The following is a 16580-nucleotide window of genomic DNA, read 5'->3' as shown; positions in this document are numbered from 1 at the left end:
GGTTGGTTACATGTCAATAACTAAAATCCATAAAGGTTGGTTTATTCTTGGAATTTCAGTCCTAAACATGTTAGCATGTTTAGGATTTGGACGATTCTCACTTGGGGCAATCATTCCTTTTATGAAGGCCGGCTTAGACTTAAATTATCATGAGACTGGACTTATCGCATCTTCTATATTTTTTGGTTATTTAATAAGTGCGATTTCAATTGGATATATCGTGAATCGTTACTCGGCAAAACAAGTCATTATTTTTTGTCTCATTATTTTAGCTTTTGGAATGTTTGCAACAGTGGTTGCATTTAACTTTTGGACAGCCTATCTTTTTTGCTTTTTAATTGGATTAGGTGCAGGTGGAGCGAATGTCACCTCTGTTAGTCTTATTGGAAAATGGTTTGCTCCAAAGTATCGTGGGATGGCTTTAGGAATTACGAATTCTGGTTCGGGAATGGGAATTGTTCTTAGTGGTTTAATTGTTCCTTTATTCATTATGATGATGCCATTGAATGGATGGCGTCTCAGTTGGTTAGTTTTAGGAGTGTCAGTGACGATTATCATCTTAATTAATCTATGGTTTTTAAAGAATAGTCCTGAAGAAGTTGGGCTAAAGCCTATTGGTGAAACAAAAGAAACATTACCAAATCTTCATTCCAATATGACTAAAAAAGATAATCCGCTTGATCATATAAGAAACAAGCATGTATACCGTGATAAGACAGTTTGGGCGGTTGGATTGATCTATTTAGCCTGGGGGTTTAGTTATTTAATCTTCTCTACATTTTTTGTTGATTTCCTTATAAATGATGTACACTTTGATAAAAAGGTAGCAGGACGATATTTTGCATTTGCCGGGTTAGTAAGTATCCTAAGTGGATTTATTTGGGGGGCTTTTTCTGATCGTATAGGCAGAATGTATGCGTTATTTTGGGTTTTATTTTTACAGGCTACTATATTATTGTTGTTTAGCTTATCTCATCAAACAACGTTTTTATTTATTGGGACGCTGATCTATGGTTTGACCCTTTGGGCTGTTCCAACAGTTATGGTTGCAGCAGTTAGTGAGTTAGTAAATATGAAAGTAGTTACGGTTGCTATTGGATTTGTAACACTTTTCTTTGGTATTGGTCAGTTTATTTCTCCAATTGTTACAGGATATTTAGTTGAGCTTTATCAAACCTACTCAAGTGCATTTTTAGTATCGTCACTTGTTTGTTTTTTAGCGAGTATTGGATCACTAGTCATTCATTTTCGGCAAAAGAAACAAACGTTACTTCCTATGGATACAATCATTAAAACCGGTTCCACTTATCGATAAATGGTGACTTAATCAACAGAAGGCGAGTGTGTATTTTTCGAATTTACACTCGCTGCTGTTTCTTCTTCATTTATAAAATATTGTTCAATTTCATCGTGAGACAGCCCTAATCGTTGTAATTGATTACAGTGGTATTCATGTAGTTTCATATGTCGATCACGGCCATAATAAAAATATTTCACTAAGTGCCAGTCACTCCAGAATAAATGATAATTAACTTTCCATTTAGAAGGAATATTCCGAGTGTTAATTACTTTGCTCAATTTATTTATAACTGATTTATATTTATGAATGAATCCCCACTTATCTAGCATTTCCCATTTACGAGCCAATGTGTGCCTCCTAATCTTTATTACTTTTTTCACTATCAAAACAGTACAATTTCTCTCTTTTATTACTTATTCTTAAAGAAATGTTTCAATGCCTGAATTATTGGATATAAATTAATTTATAAATGACTAAGGGGGAAAACAGAGAATATTTGCAAGCGATCATTCAAGGTAATATAATACAAAAAGTGGGGGCGATTTTACTCCTTACATAAACCGAATAGGATAGATAAGGTGATATCTTTGATCGTAACAACTGCAGGCAGAACGACGGAAACGATGATAGAAAAGGCAAAGCAAGTAGCTAAGGAGCTAAATCTCCGTTATATAAACCGCAATGAAAATTCAATAAAAATGTTACAAGCCTGTTATCATACAGACGTGTTTGTAGTTGGAAAAGAACGCTTTGAGATCTATGAGAAAGGGCACGTTTACCCATTTTTTTTTCACCCGAATTCAGCGATGTTTCGTGTAAAACGAATACTTCGGGGAGAAATTGATCCATTCATTTCTACTGCAAATTTACAAAAAGGAATGACATTGTTAGATTGTACATTAGGTCTAGCTTCCGATAGTATAGTTGCTAGTGTTGCAGCAGGTGATCAAGGGAATGTGGTTGGGATAGAGAATAATCATTACATCGCCTATTTAGTAAAAGCTGGATTAGCGGAGTGGGATAGTGGGTTACCTGAGATGAATGAGGGGATGAACCGAATAAAGGTCATCAAAGGTCATCATTTAGATGTTTTGCGATCGCTTCCTGTAAATTCGTTTGATATCGTCTATTTTGACCCTATGTTTGAGGAAAATATAGAGTCATCGAATGGAATTAGTGCCCTTCGAAACTTTGCATCGTATGAGTCTATGACACAAGACGTAATAGATGAAGCAAAACGAGTTGCAAAACAAAGGGTGGTACTTAAAGATCACTGGAAAAGCAATCGATTTGAAACGTTTGGTTTTACTGTTTTTAAACGACCAACTGCTACGTTTCACTTTGCTACAATAGAGGTCTAAAGGATGTAGAGAAAGATAAAGTTAAGTATGAAGGATGAAACTATGAAGGAAAAATTACTTGTAATTGTCGGACCGACAGCGGTGGGGAAAACAAAAACGGGCATTGAACTTGCGAAAGAGTTTAAAGGTGAAGTTATTAGCGGTGACTCGATGCAAATTTATAAAGGAATGGATATCGGAACAGCAAAAGTCACTTATGATGAAATGGAAGGGGTCCCGCATCATCTAATTGATATAAAGGAACCGACGGAATCTTTTTCGGTTGCTGAATTTCAAAGCTTAACAAAACCGCTTATATGTCAAATAAATGAACGGCGTCATCTCCCTATTATTGTAGGAGGTACTGGACTATATATTCAAGCTGTGACCCATGATTATCAATTTGCTGATGCACCTTCGGATGAAGAGTATAGATTACAATTAGAAGCAGAAGTAGAAGAACATGGAGTTGAATTTATCCATCAGAAATTAAAAACAATTGACCGAGAAAGTTATGAGAGGATTCACCCGAATAACTATCGAAGAGTGATACGTGCATTAGAAATTTACCACAGTACAAACAAAACAATGACGCAATATATAGAAGAACAACATAAAGACAGTCCATATGATTTGTTGATTATCGGCCTCGTGATGGAGAGAGAGCTTCTATATGAAAGAATAAACAAGAGAGTAGATCTAATGGTAGAAAACGGCCTAATTGAAGAGGCACAAAGGCTATATGGTCAGGGAGTTCGCCATTGTCAATCTGTTCAAGCGATTGGCTATAAAGAGATTTATGATTACATAGAAGGCAGACTGACAAAAGAAGATGCAATCGAATTGTTAAAACGAAATTCAAGACGCTATGCCAAACGTCAATTTACATGGTTTCGAAATAAAATGGATGTAGAGTGGTTTAATATGGATGATGATTTTAATAAAAAGATTGCTGAAATAAAAAAAAATGTAGCAGGAAAGCTGCTGTAAAACGCGAAATATAATGTAATGGAAAAAGAGGAGGACTGTTCTATGTCGAAGCAACCAATCAATATTCAAGACCAATTCTTAAATCAACTACGTAAAGAGAATATACCGGTAACAGTATTCTTATTGAACGGATTTCAATTGAGAGGACTTGTTAAAGGGTTTGATAACTTTACAGTTGTTCTGGATACAGAAGGTAAGCAACAGTTAGTTTATAAACATGCGATATCAACATTTGCTCCACAACGTAAAGTAACATTTAATTCAGATGAAGCATAAGAATACTGTTATATCATCTTTGTTAAGTATAATCCCAAGTCCCCCAAGCTTAATTGGGGGATTTTAATTATTTTCTACCCTTTTTCTTTGTCGACCGTTTGTTGTTGATTTAAAAAAGTAACATAGCGCTGTAAAGTAGACGAAGACTTAAGACCAAGCATTTTTTGGAGTGTTTCTATACTCTCTCCTTTCATGAGCAGCTCTATGGCAAACGTATTTCGTAAGTGCTGTCCTGAGATCCCTTTTCTAAGACCTGCTCGTTTCACTTCTTGACGAATCATTTTTTGGACGGCAATTTCAGTAAACCTCTTCGGCTGTTCAATTTCATAGACCCAACGATACGTATTTCTTTGGAAATCAAAGGCAATAAAGAAAGGATCATGACTGTGATAACGCGGTCGTACCGCTTTTGGGATCGATTCATAATAATTATAGAGTAATTTTTTATCGTCTAGCTCAAGTGTTATCGTTCGAGATAAGCTTGAAAGGGATGGGACGTCTATTGTATTCGTTTCAAAATGTATATGATTCATCTTTAAATGCACTAATTCCTGTAAAGTTAATCCGTAGTACAAAAATAAATGAACAATACTTAAATTACGATGAATGAGCAAGGGTCTTGCCTTACATTGGTTTTCTGTTAGTCCTTCGTACGATGTAATTGAAAAGAGTAAACGACGCTGTTCTTCTTTTGATAGAATATCTTCAGCAGAAATTGATGCAATTTCATTAGATGTGTTGGCAATTCCTTTCATCGGATTAATCGTAATAATTCCCTTTTTCTCGTAATATCGGTAAAGTTGGTTAATGACAGTTACTATTCGTTTTATTGTCCGTTTAGCGTAATGTTTCTCCTGCTCCAGTAATGAAAGAAAGCGCATTAAATCTTCTGTCGTTAACTTACTCCATGTCCCAAGACTAGTGCAATTCTTTTCACTTCGTAGCCATCGGAAAAAATCTTCCAAATCGTATGTATATCGTTTAATTGTTGACGGCAGTCTCCCTTTTTCGATGAGTCCAGCTAAATATTGATTAGCATAATCAGGAAGCTCGAGATCTGGTTTCGTAAACAAATCCATCCTATTACCTCCTTAAATCCATTATTTTTTATTATAACATCATTTTGAAAATTCAGTCATTTATCAACATTAATTTTCCTGCTCTAGGCATTTGTCACAAAAATGACCACTGTGCGTATACTAATAAAAAGTATCGGAGTCCCAAACCTCTGTTGTATCGTAACCTTTTAAATACAGTAGATCATTAGAAGAGGGTGGTGAAATCCCTTGGAGAACACGTTAACATTAAAAACTAAAGGACGCATTAATGTCATTTTGAATGACAATGATCAGAAATATGGCAAAAGGATGAAACATCGTCACGATTTTCTTACTGATGAAGAACGTGAAAAACATTATATTCTAGATAAAGTTGAAAAAGAACTTGAGACACTGGTAGGAATGCATGAAATGAAGCGCTTTTTAAAGGAAGTATATGCTTGGTTGTATATTAATAAATGCCGAAAAGATCAAGGTCTAAAAGTTGAAAAACAAGTCTTTCATATGATATTCAAAGGGAATCCTGGTACAGGTAAGACAACTTTTGCTCGATTGTTGGGGAAACTATTTAATGAAATGGATGTTTTATCGAAGGGGCATCTTATCGAAGTTGAACGGGCTGATTTAGTTGGGGAATATATTGGCCATACAGCACAAAAAACGAGAGATCTCGTGAAAAAGGCACTTGGTGGAATTTTATTTATTGATGAAGCGTATTCTTTAGCGCGTGGTGGCGAAAAGGATTTTGGCAAAGAGGCAATTGACACGCTTGTAAAATCAATGGAAGATCATCATCAGGATTTTGTGCTTATTTTAGCAGGTTATTCAAGAGAAATGGATTACTTTATGTCATTAAATCCTGGATTACCATCTCGATTTCCTTTGACACTTGAGTTCCCGGATTATTCAATTGATGAATTGTTAGAAATTGGCAGAAGAATGGCTTCCGAACGTGAGTATATTATTGCTAAGGACGGGGAATGGCAAATTCGTGATTATTTAAAAAAGGTCATTGAAACAAAAGATGATACGTTCAGTAACGCAAGGTTTATGAGAAATATTATTGAAAAAGCGATTCGTTCCCAAGCGGTCCGGCTCTTGTATGATGGAAATTACAGCCGTAAGGATTTAATGATGCTAACAGGAGCAGATTTTGAATTATAGGTGTTAAATAGTGGGGGTGCCTCAAAAATGACAACTCTCCTCGAACGTTTACAAAATATAGAGGTTACATCATGATCAACTTCTATATTTTGTGGTCGGGGTGATTGTTACTTTGTTTTGAGACATCCCCTTTTCTTTTATCTTTGATTATATTCCTTCTAGCTCAAATCGTTTTAAATCATTCTTATGACCGATGACAATCAATACATCATCAACATAGATGAGGTCATTTGGTAAGGGAGAAATATTCATCTCTTCCCCGCGTTTTATTCCTAAAACCGTGCAACCATATCTTGCCCGAATATTTAGTTGAGCTAGAGATTGATTTGCAATTTTTTCAGAGGCAATTAACTCTATAATACTATAATCTTCTGAGAGTTCTATATAATCAATGATTTTTTCTGATGCTAAGTGTTGAGCAATCCGGACTCCCATGTCATGTTCTGGGTGGATAATGCGATCAGCACCTATTTTTTCCAGTACTTTATGATGATAATGATTTTGGGCTTTAACCCAGACACTTTTTACATTCATTTCTTTTAATACGAGAGTACATAGAATACTAGATTGGATATCGTCACCAATGGCTACTACGACATAATCAAAGTTGCGTATACCAAGTGCTTGTAATGCTTTTTCATCTGTCGCATTAGCAACAACTGCATGAGTAGAAAAATTTGTGATATCATCCACTTTTTCATCGCGTGCATCGACAGCTAACACTTCGTGCCCCATTTTATAAAGTTGTTTACAGACACTCGAACCGAATCTCCCTAACCCAATGATGGCAAATTGTTTTTTCATATAGAAAATCCCCTTTAAGAACACAAATAATAGAAAGAACAAGTACAAATTATAATGTACATTGCGATTATAAAATTTGTCAAATAGACTCTTTCTACATAATTATGGTACAAATTGATAACACTTACGTTGATTATACTTTTGAAATGGGTGAGTGAGGAATGCGTATACGATATATTTTGATGATCTTTTTGCTGATTTTTCAATTTGCGATGAATTACGGGAATGATACGAGCGCCGAAATGAACACAAACGGAATGATAATTACCGTAAAATCAACACCAGCAGCTGAATATTATTCTGAGCTATTTATACAATCTGACGACATAATGGAAGCATTTCACAATGCAAAGGCAGCGAGGGAGCCAAGTAGAACCCCTTATTGTGACACGTATATTACTTTATTACAAAATGGAAAGAAACAGCACTATGAATATGATACATATGGGAATATTTATGATCATAGTAAAAACCGTATTATTGCTATCGATCTTCAAACTAAGGAAAAGTTAGATATGTACATTGAAACCATTCGTTCAAAGCATTATGGACAATTTCTTCCATGGGAAGAAGCTGAAAAAATACTTCCTAGAAAATCAATCATCGAAATTATCGATATTGAAACAGGTTTACGTTTTCTCGTTCAACGACGGGCTGGAAGTAATCATGCTGATGTACAACCTTTAACAAGAGCTGATACGAAAATAATGAAGCAAATTTATAATGGTGAGTGGAGCTGGAACCGTAGAGCAATTCTTGTAGACAATGAAGGACAGAAAGTAGCAGCTTCAATGCATGGGATGCCTCATGGCAAAGGGGCGATTCCAAATGGGTTTCCTGGGCATTTTTGTTTGCATTTTTTGGGGAGTACAACCCATGGTTCAAAAACAATCGATTTATCACATCAAGTTATGGTCTATAAAGCAGCTGGAAAAATGACCGAATTTATTGATCAAGCAAATCCATATGATATTGTTGATCTATTTTTTATTGGTTTAAATCATAATGATCCGCATATGCTTAACCTTTTATATTCAGAGCAAAAGGAATATGGACACTTCAATATTAAGAACAATATAAAAATGGTCCGGCGCGTATCATCATTTAACTATGAACAGTTGAAAGATGATACATTAAGTATTGAGATTCCGGTGGAATTTATCGTTTATCGATCGAATAAGCCTGAACGCAGTATGAATTTTGTCTTCAACGTTAAGCGTGATTCTTATCTTTCTCCTTGGAAACTTGATAACGAACCGACATTGAATTAATTTGGTGCGAAATTATGAAGGAAATGCCATAGATGTAACTTTCTTCTTAGAGTTAACGTCTTATTTGTAAGACGTACTCTAGGAGGGCAGGAAATGGTAAAGAAAATCAAATGGTATGCAATGTTTTTAATTTTGTGTGTACTTAGTTTAGCAGCTTGTGGCGGTAACCAATACTCGAGTGATTTAACCTCAATGGATCATGCAGCAAATGAAGTGGAAAGTAAAGAAGAGGCTGCTGTAGTCCCGCAAGGTCAGGGAAGTCAAGGAGAATTCGGTGCACACGTATCTCATGACGGTGCTGATCAATCACAAAAAAGAAATGAAGTCACAGCAAATCGGATGGTTATTTATCATGCAGAATTATCAATAGAGGTAACAAATTATAGTCAAACAGAAGCCTTGATACAACAACAAGTAAATAAACAAGGGGGTTATGTGGTTGAAGCAGTTACCTATGATAATGATGATGATAATCAAAATGGCTATTTAGTTGTCAGAGTTCCACAGGAAAATTTTGACTTATTTCTTAATGACGTTGAAAAATCAAGTGTAAAAGTAAACAATCGTCATATCCGTGGCTCTGATGTTACGGAAGAGTTTGTAGATTTAGAATCTCGGTTAAAATCAAAACGAAGTGTCGAAGAAAGATTGCTTACTTTTATGGAAACAGCCTCAAATACAGAGGACCTTCTTGCAATCTCTAGAGACTTAGCAATAGTTCAAGAAGAAATCGAACAAATTACTGGCAGAATGAATTATTTGCAAAACCAAGTTGACTTAGCAACAATCACGATTTACCTTTCTGAAAGTAAGATGAAGATTGCCCCAATACAAGACCAAGAAACATTATATACGTGGTTGAAAGCGAAAAGCTTGTTCGTGGAGACGATCAATAAAATAATTGGTTTATTATCTACTCTCACTGTTGTGGTTATAGGACTTTCACCGGTTATTGTCCCTATTGCTGTGATAATCTTACTTATTATATATAGAAGAAAAAGTAAAATAGGCAAGAAGGAAAATCTATAATGTTATTGTTATGTCGTTGAATCTTCAACGTTGTATCGGTAAAATGAAGTATAACTGTAAAAATTTACTTTTAGAAAGTAGTGAGAAGGTCATTGAGTAAAAATATTCGAGAGAATGAAGAGCGTGTCTTGTTAGTTGGCTGTCACTTATATGAAGATGATGATGAACGGTTTACTTATTCGATGGAAGAATTAGACTCGTTAACGAAAACAGCTCAAGGAAAAGTAGTTATGACAGTAACACAAAAACGAAAAAAATATGATCCGGCAACGTATATTGGGAAAGGAAAAGTAGAGGAAATTGCAACATTGGAAAAAGAACTAGAGGTCGATGTTATAATTTTTAACGATGAATTAACCTCAAGTCAAGTACGTAATCTCTCCCGTTATTTTGAAGCAAAAGTAATTGATCGAACACAATTAATTTTAGATATTTTCTCAAGCAGAGCTCAATCGAAAGAAGGTAAACTTCAAGTAGAGTGGGCTCAGTTAAGTTATTTACTTCCACGGTTAACAGGTCAAGGATTGGCGTTGTCCAGGTTAGGTGGCGGGATCGGGACAAGAGGTCCTGGTGAAACACAACTCGAGACAGATCGTCGACATATCCGAAAAAGAATGGATGAAATCAAAGAGCAGTTGCAAACCATTGTTAATCATCGAGAACGTTACCGGAAACGAAGAAAGGAAAATCGTACACTTCAAATTGCGCTTGTTGGCTATACAAACGCAGGAAAATCTACGTTATTAAACAGGTTAACAGAAGCTGATACTTTTGAAGAGGATTTGCTTTTCGCAACTTTAGATCCAACAACGAGAAAATTAAAATTACCGAGTGGCCTGACTGTCTTATTAACAGATACAGTTGGATTTATTCAAGATTTACCTACCACATTAATTGCAGCGTTTCGCTCGACATTAGAGGAGGTAAAAGAGGCTGATCTCATCTTACATGTCGTTGATGGATCACATGAAGGGTACTATGGACATGAGCAAACAGTAACTTCATTATTGAAAGAGTTAGATGTAGCACAGATTCCACTATTAACTGTTTATAACAAACGAGATCAAATGACACCGGATTTTGTACCAACTGAAGGAACAAATTCAATTGTTATTTCCGCATTTAATAATGATGATTTACGAAAGCTTTGTAAGACAATTGAAAGTCTGCTCATTAATCAAATGGATTTTTATCATGTGTATATACAAAGTGAAGATGGAAAGTTCATTTCCCAATGTCAGTCACAAACAATTATTACTGAACGTAAATGGAATAATGATAAAGAAGTATATGAATACAAAGGATATGTACATCCTTCGCTTGCTATTGCAGGAAAGCTATTGGAAAATAGAAAGTAATTGTGAAGATGTAAGGATAGAAAAGGTGAAGAAGAATGTATGAGCATTTTACAAATGGTAGAGTAGTAAAACCGATTGTTATAGAAATAGAGAAACAAATTAAAGATGTCCATAAGAAAATTGATGAAATTGTTGAGATCAATCAACTTCGAGTTTTACAAACGTTTCGAGAATATCAAATTTCAGAATTTCATTTCACACCATCAACAGGCTATGGTTATGATGACATTGGTCGTGATACGCTTGAAAAGGTATATGCGAAGGTATTTGGCGCTGAAGCCGGATTAGTTCGTCCGCAAATCATTTCAGGTACCCATGCGATAGCCGTTGCTTTGTTTGGAATTTTACGTCCGAACGATGAATTAATTTATATAACCGGAAAGCCCTATGATACGTTAGAGGAAATCGTTGGAATTCGTGGTTCTGGACATGGCTCCTTAAAAGAGTACCAAATCGGATATCATTCAATCCCGCTTACAGACAAAGGGCAAGTTGATTTTGAGTGCGTCGCAAAAGCAATTGGCCCGCAAACAAAAATGATTGGAATTCAACGTTCAAAAGGCTATGATAATCGTCCTTCATTTACAATAGAACAAATTAAAGAAATGATTCGTTTTGTAAAAGAAGTGAAAGAAGATATTATCGTTTTTGTTGATAACTGTTATGGTGAATTTGTAGAGACTATGGAGCCTTGCCACGTTGGAGCTGATATTATGGCAGGTTCTCTAATCAAAAACCCGGGTGGCGGAATTGTCAAAACTGGGGGTTACTTAGTTGGGAAGAAAGAACTTATCGAATTAGCATCATTTCGTTTAGCTGCACCTGGGATCGGCAGTGAAGGTGGAGCATCTCTTTATAGTTTATTAGAAATGTATCAGGGGTTCTTCCTCGCACCCCATATTGTTGGGCAAGCGTTAAAGGGAGCAGTATTTACAGCTGCATTCCTTGACAGACTTGGCCTCAATACAAACCCAGCTTGGGATAGTGTGCGAACTGATTTAATTCAGTCTGTTCAATTTGATGAACCAAAAAGTATGATTGCATTTTGCCAAGCAGTTCAATCGGCATCCCCAATTAATGCTCATGTAACTCCTTATCCAAGTTATATGCCGGGATACGAAGATGATGTGATTATGGCAGCAGGAACGTTTATTCAAGGTGCAAGTATAGAATTTACTGCAGACGGTCCATTAAGACCGCCGTATGTCGCGTATGTCCAAGGTGGGCTTACATATTCCCATGTAAAAATTGGAATAATAACTGCGGTAGATACACTAATGAAAAATGAAATGATTAAACTGTAAATAATTTTTGGGGAGGGAAAGTAATAGTGTGTTACTTCCTCTTTCTTTTTTCAGTTCATTCTAACCTTCCATAAAACGAGCCAAAAATCAACATCAAACTTTAACTGAGCCTTTTTATAAAAAAAATGTATGTCAGATTATCTCACATTCGTTTGACACTATAACTAACATCATGTATTCTAGTAGTAATTAATCAAATATTCTTAATGATTGATAGTGTTTAAGGAGGATTGTTATGGGGGATACAATTCGTCGTAACATGCCGCTTTTTCCGATTGGAATTGTCAAAAAATTAACGGAATTATCAGCTAGACAAATTCGTTACTATGAAGAACATGAACTCATTCATCCAGCTCGGACAAGTGGAAATCAAAGGTTATTTTCTTTTAATGATGTAGATCGTTTATTAGAAATAAAATCATTAATTGAACAGGGAGTTTATGTATCTGGAATTAAACAAGTCTTTATGTTGAAAGAGCAAGCAATTGAGGCTGAACTGATAAAGACTCAGGAACAAAAATCAGAACAAAAGAATTTAACAAACCGTGAATTTAGGAAGCACTTGAAAAAAGAATTGATGATGGCCGGCAGACATGGGAAAGCTTCGCTCATTCAAGGAGAACTTTCACGATTTTTCCACTAAAATCAATTATTTTTTCAATCAATATATTTTTCTAGGAGGAATTCGATTATGGCTTCAAAATACACCAAAGAAGATATCTTACGCATGGCAGAAGAGGAAAATGTACGATTTATTCGCTTACAGTTTACTGACTTATTAGGAATTATTAAAAACGTAGAGATTCCGGTTAGTCAGCTAACTAAAGCTTTAAATAATTTGATGATGTTTGATGGATCTTCAATAGAAGGTTTTGTTCGTATTGAAGAATCTGATATGTACTTATACCCAGATTTAGATACATGGGTAATCTTCCCTTGGTCTCCGGAAAAAGGGAAAGTGGCGCGTTTAATTTGCGACGTTTATAATGCAGACCAAACACCATTTGAAGGAGATCCACGTGGAATCTTAAAACGTGTACTTAAGGAAGCAGAAGAATTAGGTTTTACAAGTTTTAATATTGGTCCTGAACCAGAATTTTTCTTATTTAAGAATGATGAAAATGGAGAGCCAACTCTTGAGTTAAATGATAAAGGCGGCTACTTTGATTTAGCACCAACTGACTTAGGTGAAAACTGCCGTCGTGATATTGTTCTTGAGCTTGAAGATATGGGCTTTGAAATGGAAGCATCGCACCATGAGGTTGCACCAGGGCAACATGAAATTGATTTTAAATATGCAGATGCAATTCGCAGCTGTGATGATATTCAAACATTTAAATTAGTGGTAAAAACAATTGCTCGTAAGCATGGTCTTCACGCTACCTTTATGCCAAAACCTTTATTTGGTGTGAATGGTTCAGGAATGCACGCGAACATGTCATTATTTAAAGGTAACGAAAATGTCTTTTATGATCCAAGCACTGAAACAGGTTTAAGTGAAACTGCTATGCATTTCCTTGCGGGTATTTTAAAACACGCAGAAGCATTTACAGCGATCACAAACCCAACAGTCAATTCATACAAGCGTTTAGTTCCAGGTTATGAAGCGCCATGTTATGTTGCATGGTCTATGAAGAACCGTAGTCCATTAATTCGTATACCGTCTTCACGTGGATTAAGTACACGTGTTGAAGTTCGAAGCCCAGATCCAGCAGCAAACCCTTATTTAGCAATGGCGGTAATGCTTGCGGCTGGTTTAGATGGAATTAAGAATAAATTAACTCCTCCAGCTCCGACTGATCGTAATATTTATGTAATGAGTAAAGAAGAGCGTGAAAAAGAAGGTATCGCTGACTTACCAGCAACATTAAAAGAAGCTCTTGATAACTTAGTAAAAGACGAAGTGATCATTAACGCACTAGGTGAACATGCAGTAGAGCACTTTGTTGAAGCAAAAGAAATTGAATGGGATATGTTCCGCACACAAGTTCACCCTTGGGAGCGCGAGCAATACTTATCGACTTATTAAAATACTAAAAACCCTCAACAAATGTTGAGGGTTTCTTTGCATCGAAATTGTGTTATTCAATATCAATGGTCTGACGTCGAGGTCTTCTTTTAGGGATGTTGATCGTTAAAAGCCCGTCTTCCATTGAAGCTTTAGCAGCTCTTGTAATTAGATTAGGTGGTAAGTAGACCATTCGTTCCGTATTCCTTGATGATCTGTTTTTTTGAAAAGTATTGGTTTTATTATTCTTATCATTCAGTTCTTTACTATGTTTTATGGATAGTTTTAAATAACTATCAATGAATTCTATTTTTATTTCGTTGCGATTATATCCCGGTAATTCTGCTTCTACAACGATTTCAGATTCCATGTCATAAACGTAGACAGGAATTGAGTGCCATGTTAATCCCTGTTGGAAAAAAGAATCAATAGATTGCATCACATCTTGTACCTGATTCTGACTAAAAAATGAATCAATTGCATCCATAAGCCCTTTCATAGGTTTAGGAAGTGGACGATCCTCTTTTTTTGACATACTCATTCCACCTTCTGAAATGTTCTTTCTGTAATGTATGAAAAAGTAAGGAATGTGAGTGGGCATTTTATTACAAAATAGAAAAACACTAGATTTTCGAAATCTAGTGTTTTTCTTAACATTAATGAATTGTTCTAAAAACGCCAATGACCTTACCTAAAATTGTACAATTACTTAAAATGATAGGTTCCAATGTTGAGTTTTCGGGTTGTAACCGGATGTAGTCTTTTTCTTTAAAGAAACGTTTAACAGTTGCTTCGTGTTCCTCGGTCATAGCTACAACAATATCACCATTATTAGCTGTTTGCTGCTGTCTCACGATTACCATATCTTTATCGTAGATTCCAGCTTCAATCATACTGTCTCCATCGATAACAAGGATAAAGACCTTGTCATCAGAAACGAGTCGTTCTGGTAATGGTAAGTATTCTTCTACATTTTCAATAGCAGTAATTGGTTCTCCGGCAGTAACTTTCCCAACAACAGGAACGTAAACAGTTATACTCTCAGAAACTTGTTTAGAAGATTCATCTGATATATCTAATATTTCAATTGCTCGAGGTTTTGTTGGATCACGGCGAATTAATCCTTTTTTCTCTAGTCTAGAAAGGTGACCGTGTACAGTGGAGCTTGAGGCTAAACCTACTGCTTCCCCAATTTCTCTCACAGAAGGTGGGTACCCTTTTCTCTTTACTTCGGCTTTAATAAAATCTAAAATATCTTGTTGTCTTTTTGATAGTTGTGCCATGTTTGTTGCACCCCACTTTATCAATTATTCTTAAAAATAGTATACCATGCAAAATAACATTGAGCAAACATAAGTTCTAACACTTGACGGGAACAAAAGTTCCTCTTATAATTAATATACGAACAAACATTCCTAAGAGGTGATACCATTGAATAATAGAATATCTACTAATTTACAAGATTTATCGTATATCGTAATTTTTATCGTCATTATTATCATGATGATGACATCCATTGTCGTTTCAGCTAATTCATATAATAGCCTGCCTACACAAGAAGTCATTGTGAAGGAAGGTGATACATTGTGGTCTATTGGAGAAATGTATGATACGGGATTAACATTTTCTGAGTTGATCAGGTGGGTAGAAAAGGTAAATAAAATTGACCGAGATAAACTATATCCTGGTCAAACGCTAATGATCCCAGTAGCAAGTAAGGAGTAAACAATTAATGAACGCAATTATCTATTGTCGAGTAAGCACAGAGAAAGAAACGCAGACAACGTCTTTAGAAAGACAAAAAGAAGAACTGATAAAATTAGCACACCAACATGATTTGACAGTAATAAAAGTAATTGAAGAAAGAGAAAGCGGCTATGAAATTGATCGGGAAGGTATTTTAGAAGTGCTTCTAGATTTAAAGGAGAAGAAAGCACAAGCTTTATTAATACAAGACGATACACGACTTGGAAGAGGGAACACCAAAATAGCAGTCCTTCACCAAATTCATAAATATGGAGCGAACGTATATACTGTTAATGATCACGGTACATTACAGCTTTCTGATACAGATTCGATGGTGTTAGAAATTGTAAGTATTGTAGAAGAGTATCAAAGAAAAATTCACAACATGAAAATAAAACGAGGAATGAGAGCAGCAGTAAAAAAAGGGTATAACCCATTAGAAAATTTAAAAAATAATGATCAAGGCGGGCGCGACCGAAAAAAGGTTCCTACCTCTGAAATTATTCGCCTGCGTGAAATGAAACTTACATTCCATGAGATCGCGGCAACATTAAGAGGGTTTGGCTACGATGTTTCAAAAGCAACTGTTCATCGTCGTTATACTGAATACATTGAAAATCTTGAAGAAAATTGATAGTGTATAGTTGATTAATTTTGTTATATTGGAGGAAACTTAATGCTGTCAAAAGAAAAAATATCGAGAATAAATGAGCTCGCTAACAAAGCAAAAACAGAGCGCTTAACAAAAGAAGAGGAAGCGGAGCAAAAGCAATTACGAACAGAATATATTTCTAAATTCAGATCTTCGATGACAAACCAACTTCACTCGATTAAAGTAGTCGATGAAAAAGGAACGGATGTCACACCTAAGAAATTAAAAGAGAGTAAGAAACGTCGAAAATTAAATTAAATTTATTCTTATCAATAATTGA

At 35.5% G+C, this 16580-nt stretch carries 19 protein-coding genes; 14 read left to right on the top strand and 5 right to left on the bottom strand.

The genetic code is table 11. From position 1 onward, the window contains the following. Positions 1-10: 10 nt before the first annotated feature. Positions 11-1315 carry an MFS transporter gene (locus ACJ2A9_RS07955; RefSeq protein WP_441421105.1) on the top strand — a complete coding sequence of 435 codons (1305 nt, stop codon included), beginning with the start codon at positions 11-13 and terminating at the stop codon, positions 1313-1315. An 8-nt stretch (positions 1316-1323) separates the two neighbouring features. Here the strand turns inward: ACJ2A9_RS07955 and ACJ2A9_RS07950 are convergent, their stop codons facing one another. Then, complete coding sequence (locus ACJ2A9_RS07950; protein WP_441421104.1) at positions 1324-1647, bottom strand: hypothetical protein; 324 nt, start codon at positions 1645-1647, stop codon at positions 1324-1326. Positions 1648-1887: 240 nt separating this feature from the next. Here ACJ2A9_RS07950 and ACJ2A9_RS07945 point away from each other — a divergent pair, with 240 nt between their 5' ends. From ACJ2A9_RS07945 to hfq, 3 genes are read left to right on the top strand one after another with little or no spacing between them, the layout of a single operon-like run. Then, positions 1888-2661: a class I SAM-dependent methyltransferase gene (locus ACJ2A9_RS07945; protein ID WP_441421103.1), complete on the top strand. Its 774-nt coding sequence runs from the start codon at positions 1888-1890 to the stop codon at positions 2659-2661. Between the two features lie 42 nt (positions 2662-2703). After that, positions 2704-3630 (top strand): tRNA (adenosine(37)-N6)-dimethylallyltransferase MiaA, encoded by a 927-nt coding sequence (miaA, locus tag ACJ2A9_RS07940; protein WP_441421102.1) that lies wholly within the window; start codon positions 2704-2706, stop codon positions 3628-3630. A 42-nt stretch (positions 3631-3672) separates the two neighbouring features. Continuing rightward, complete coding sequence (hfq, locus tag ACJ2A9_RS07935) at positions 3673-3906, top strand: RNA chaperone Hfq (RefSeq protein WP_441421101.1); 234 nt, start codon at positions 3673-3675, stop codon at positions 3904-3906. 74 nt (positions 3907-3980) lie between these two features. Here the strand turns inward: hfq and ACJ2A9_RS07930 are convergent, their stop codons facing one another. Beyond that, the gene (locus ACJ2A9_RS07930) at positions 3981-4985 is read right to left on the bottom strand and encodes a tyrosine-type recombinase/integrase (RefSeq protein ID WP_441421100.1); all 1005 of its coding nucleotides are present in this window, start codon (positions 4983-4985) and stop codon (positions 3981-3983) included. Between the two features lie 207 nt (positions 4986-5192). On the opposite strand from ACJ2A9_RS07930, the gene spoVK reads away from it, so the two are divergent. Then, on the top strand, positions 5193-6128 hold the full coding sequence (gene spoVK / locus ACJ2A9_RS07925) for a stage V sporulation protein K (protein WP_441421099.1): 936 nt from the start codon (positions 5193-5195) through the stop codon (positions 6126-6128). A 147-nt stretch (positions 6129-6275) separates the two neighbouring features. On the opposite strand, the gene ACJ2A9_RS07920 is transcribed toward spoVK, so the two are convergent. Further along, positions 6276-6932, bottom strand: a complete 657-nt coding sequence (locus tag ACJ2A9_RS07920) for a potassium channel family protein (protein ID WP_441421098.1) — start codon at positions 6930-6932, stop codon at positions 6276-6278. 161 nt (positions 6933-7093) lie between these two features. On the opposite strand from ACJ2A9_RS07920, the gene ACJ2A9_RS07915 reads away from it, so the two are divergent. From ACJ2A9_RS07915 to glnA, 6 genes are all read left to right on the top strand, one after another. Beyond that, on the top strand, positions 7094-8203 hold the full coding sequence (locus ACJ2A9_RS07915) for a hypothetical protein (RefSeq protein ID WP_441421097.1): 1110 nt from the start codon (positions 7094-7096) through the stop codon (positions 8201-8203). Positions 8204-8296: 93 nt separating this feature from the next. Further along, positions 8297-9232 carry a DUF4349 domain-containing protein gene (locus ACJ2A9_RS07910; RefSeq protein WP_441421096.1) on the top strand — a complete coding sequence of 312 codons (936 nt, stop codon included), beginning with the start codon at positions 8297-8299 and terminating at the stop codon, positions 9230-9232. A 92-nt stretch (positions 9233-9324) separates the two neighbouring features. Next, positions 9325-10590 (top strand): GTPase HflX, encoded by a 1266-nt coding sequence (hflX, locus tag ACJ2A9_RS07905; RefSeq protein ID WP_441421095.1) that lies wholly within the window; start codon positions 9325-9327, stop codon positions 10588-10590. A 35-nt stretch (positions 10591-10625) separates the two neighbouring features. Continuing rightward, positions 10626-11894 carry a methionine gamma-lyase family protein gene (locus tag ACJ2A9_RS07900; RefSeq protein WP_441421094.1) on the top strand — a complete coding sequence of 423 codons (1269 nt, stop codon included), beginning with the start codon at positions 10626-10628 and terminating at the stop codon, positions 11892-11894. Positions 11895-12129: 235 nt separating this feature from the next. After that, positions 12130-12537, top strand: a complete 408-nt coding sequence (locus tag ACJ2A9_RS07895) for a MerR family transcriptional regulator (protein WP_441421093.1) — start codon at positions 12130-12132, stop codon at positions 12535-12537. Between the two features lie 48 nt (positions 12538-12585). Then, positions 12586-13923: a type I glutamate--ammonia ligase gene (gene glnA / locus ACJ2A9_RS07890; protein ID WP_441421092.1), complete on the top strand. Its 1338-nt coding sequence runs from the start codon at positions 12586-12588 to the stop codon at positions 13921-13923. 52 nt (positions 13924-13975) lie between these two features. Here glnA and ACJ2A9_RS07885 read toward each other — a convergent pair whose 3' ends face one another. Both ACJ2A9_RS07885 and lexA read right to left on the bottom strand, forming a co-directional pair. Further along, on the bottom strand, positions 13976-14437 hold the full coding sequence (locus tag ACJ2A9_RS07885; RefSeq protein ID WP_441421091.1) for an Hsp20/alpha crystallin family protein: 462 nt from the start codon (positions 14435-14437) through the stop codon (positions 13976-13978). Between the two features lie 121 nt (positions 14438-14558). Further along, a complete protein-coding gene (gene lexA / locus ACJ2A9_RS07880; RefSeq protein WP_441421090.1) occupies positions 14559-15185 on the bottom strand; it encodes a transcriptional repressor LexA in 627 nt (208 codons plus the stop codon). A gap of 148 nt (positions 15186-15333) precedes the next feature. Between lexA and yneA the strand changes: the two genes are divergently transcribed. The 3 genes from yneA to ACJ2A9_RS07865 are packed head-to-tail and all read left to right on the top strand — an operon-like array spanning position 15334 to position 16558. Then, on the top strand, positions 15334-15627 hold the full coding sequence (yneA, locus tag ACJ2A9_RS07875) for a cell division suppressor protein YneA (RefSeq protein WP_441421089.1): 294 nt from the start codon (positions 15334-15336) through the stop codon (positions 15625-15627). Positions 15628-15634: 7 nt separating this feature from the next. After that, positions 15635-16282, top strand: a complete 648-nt coding sequence (locus ACJ2A9_RS07870) for a YneB family resolvase-like protein (protein WP_441421088.1) — start codon at positions 15635-15637, stop codon at positions 16280-16282. Positions 16283-16324: 42 nt separating this feature from the next. Further along, on the top strand, positions 16325-16558 hold the full coding sequence (locus ACJ2A9_RS07865) for a DUF896 domain-containing protein (RefSeq protein WP_441421087.1): 234 nt from the start codon (positions 16325-16327) through the stop codon (positions 16556-16558). Positions 16559-16580 lie beyond the last annotated feature (22 nt).

Origin of the sequence: Anaerobacillus sp. MEB173 (genome assembly GCF_052119505.1) — a bacterium.
GTDB lineage: Bacteria > Bacillota > Bacilli > Bacillales > JBJMAU01 > JBJMAU01.
Note: the sequence above shows the minus strand (reverse complement) of the source record. Positions and strands in the feature narration are given on the sequence as shown.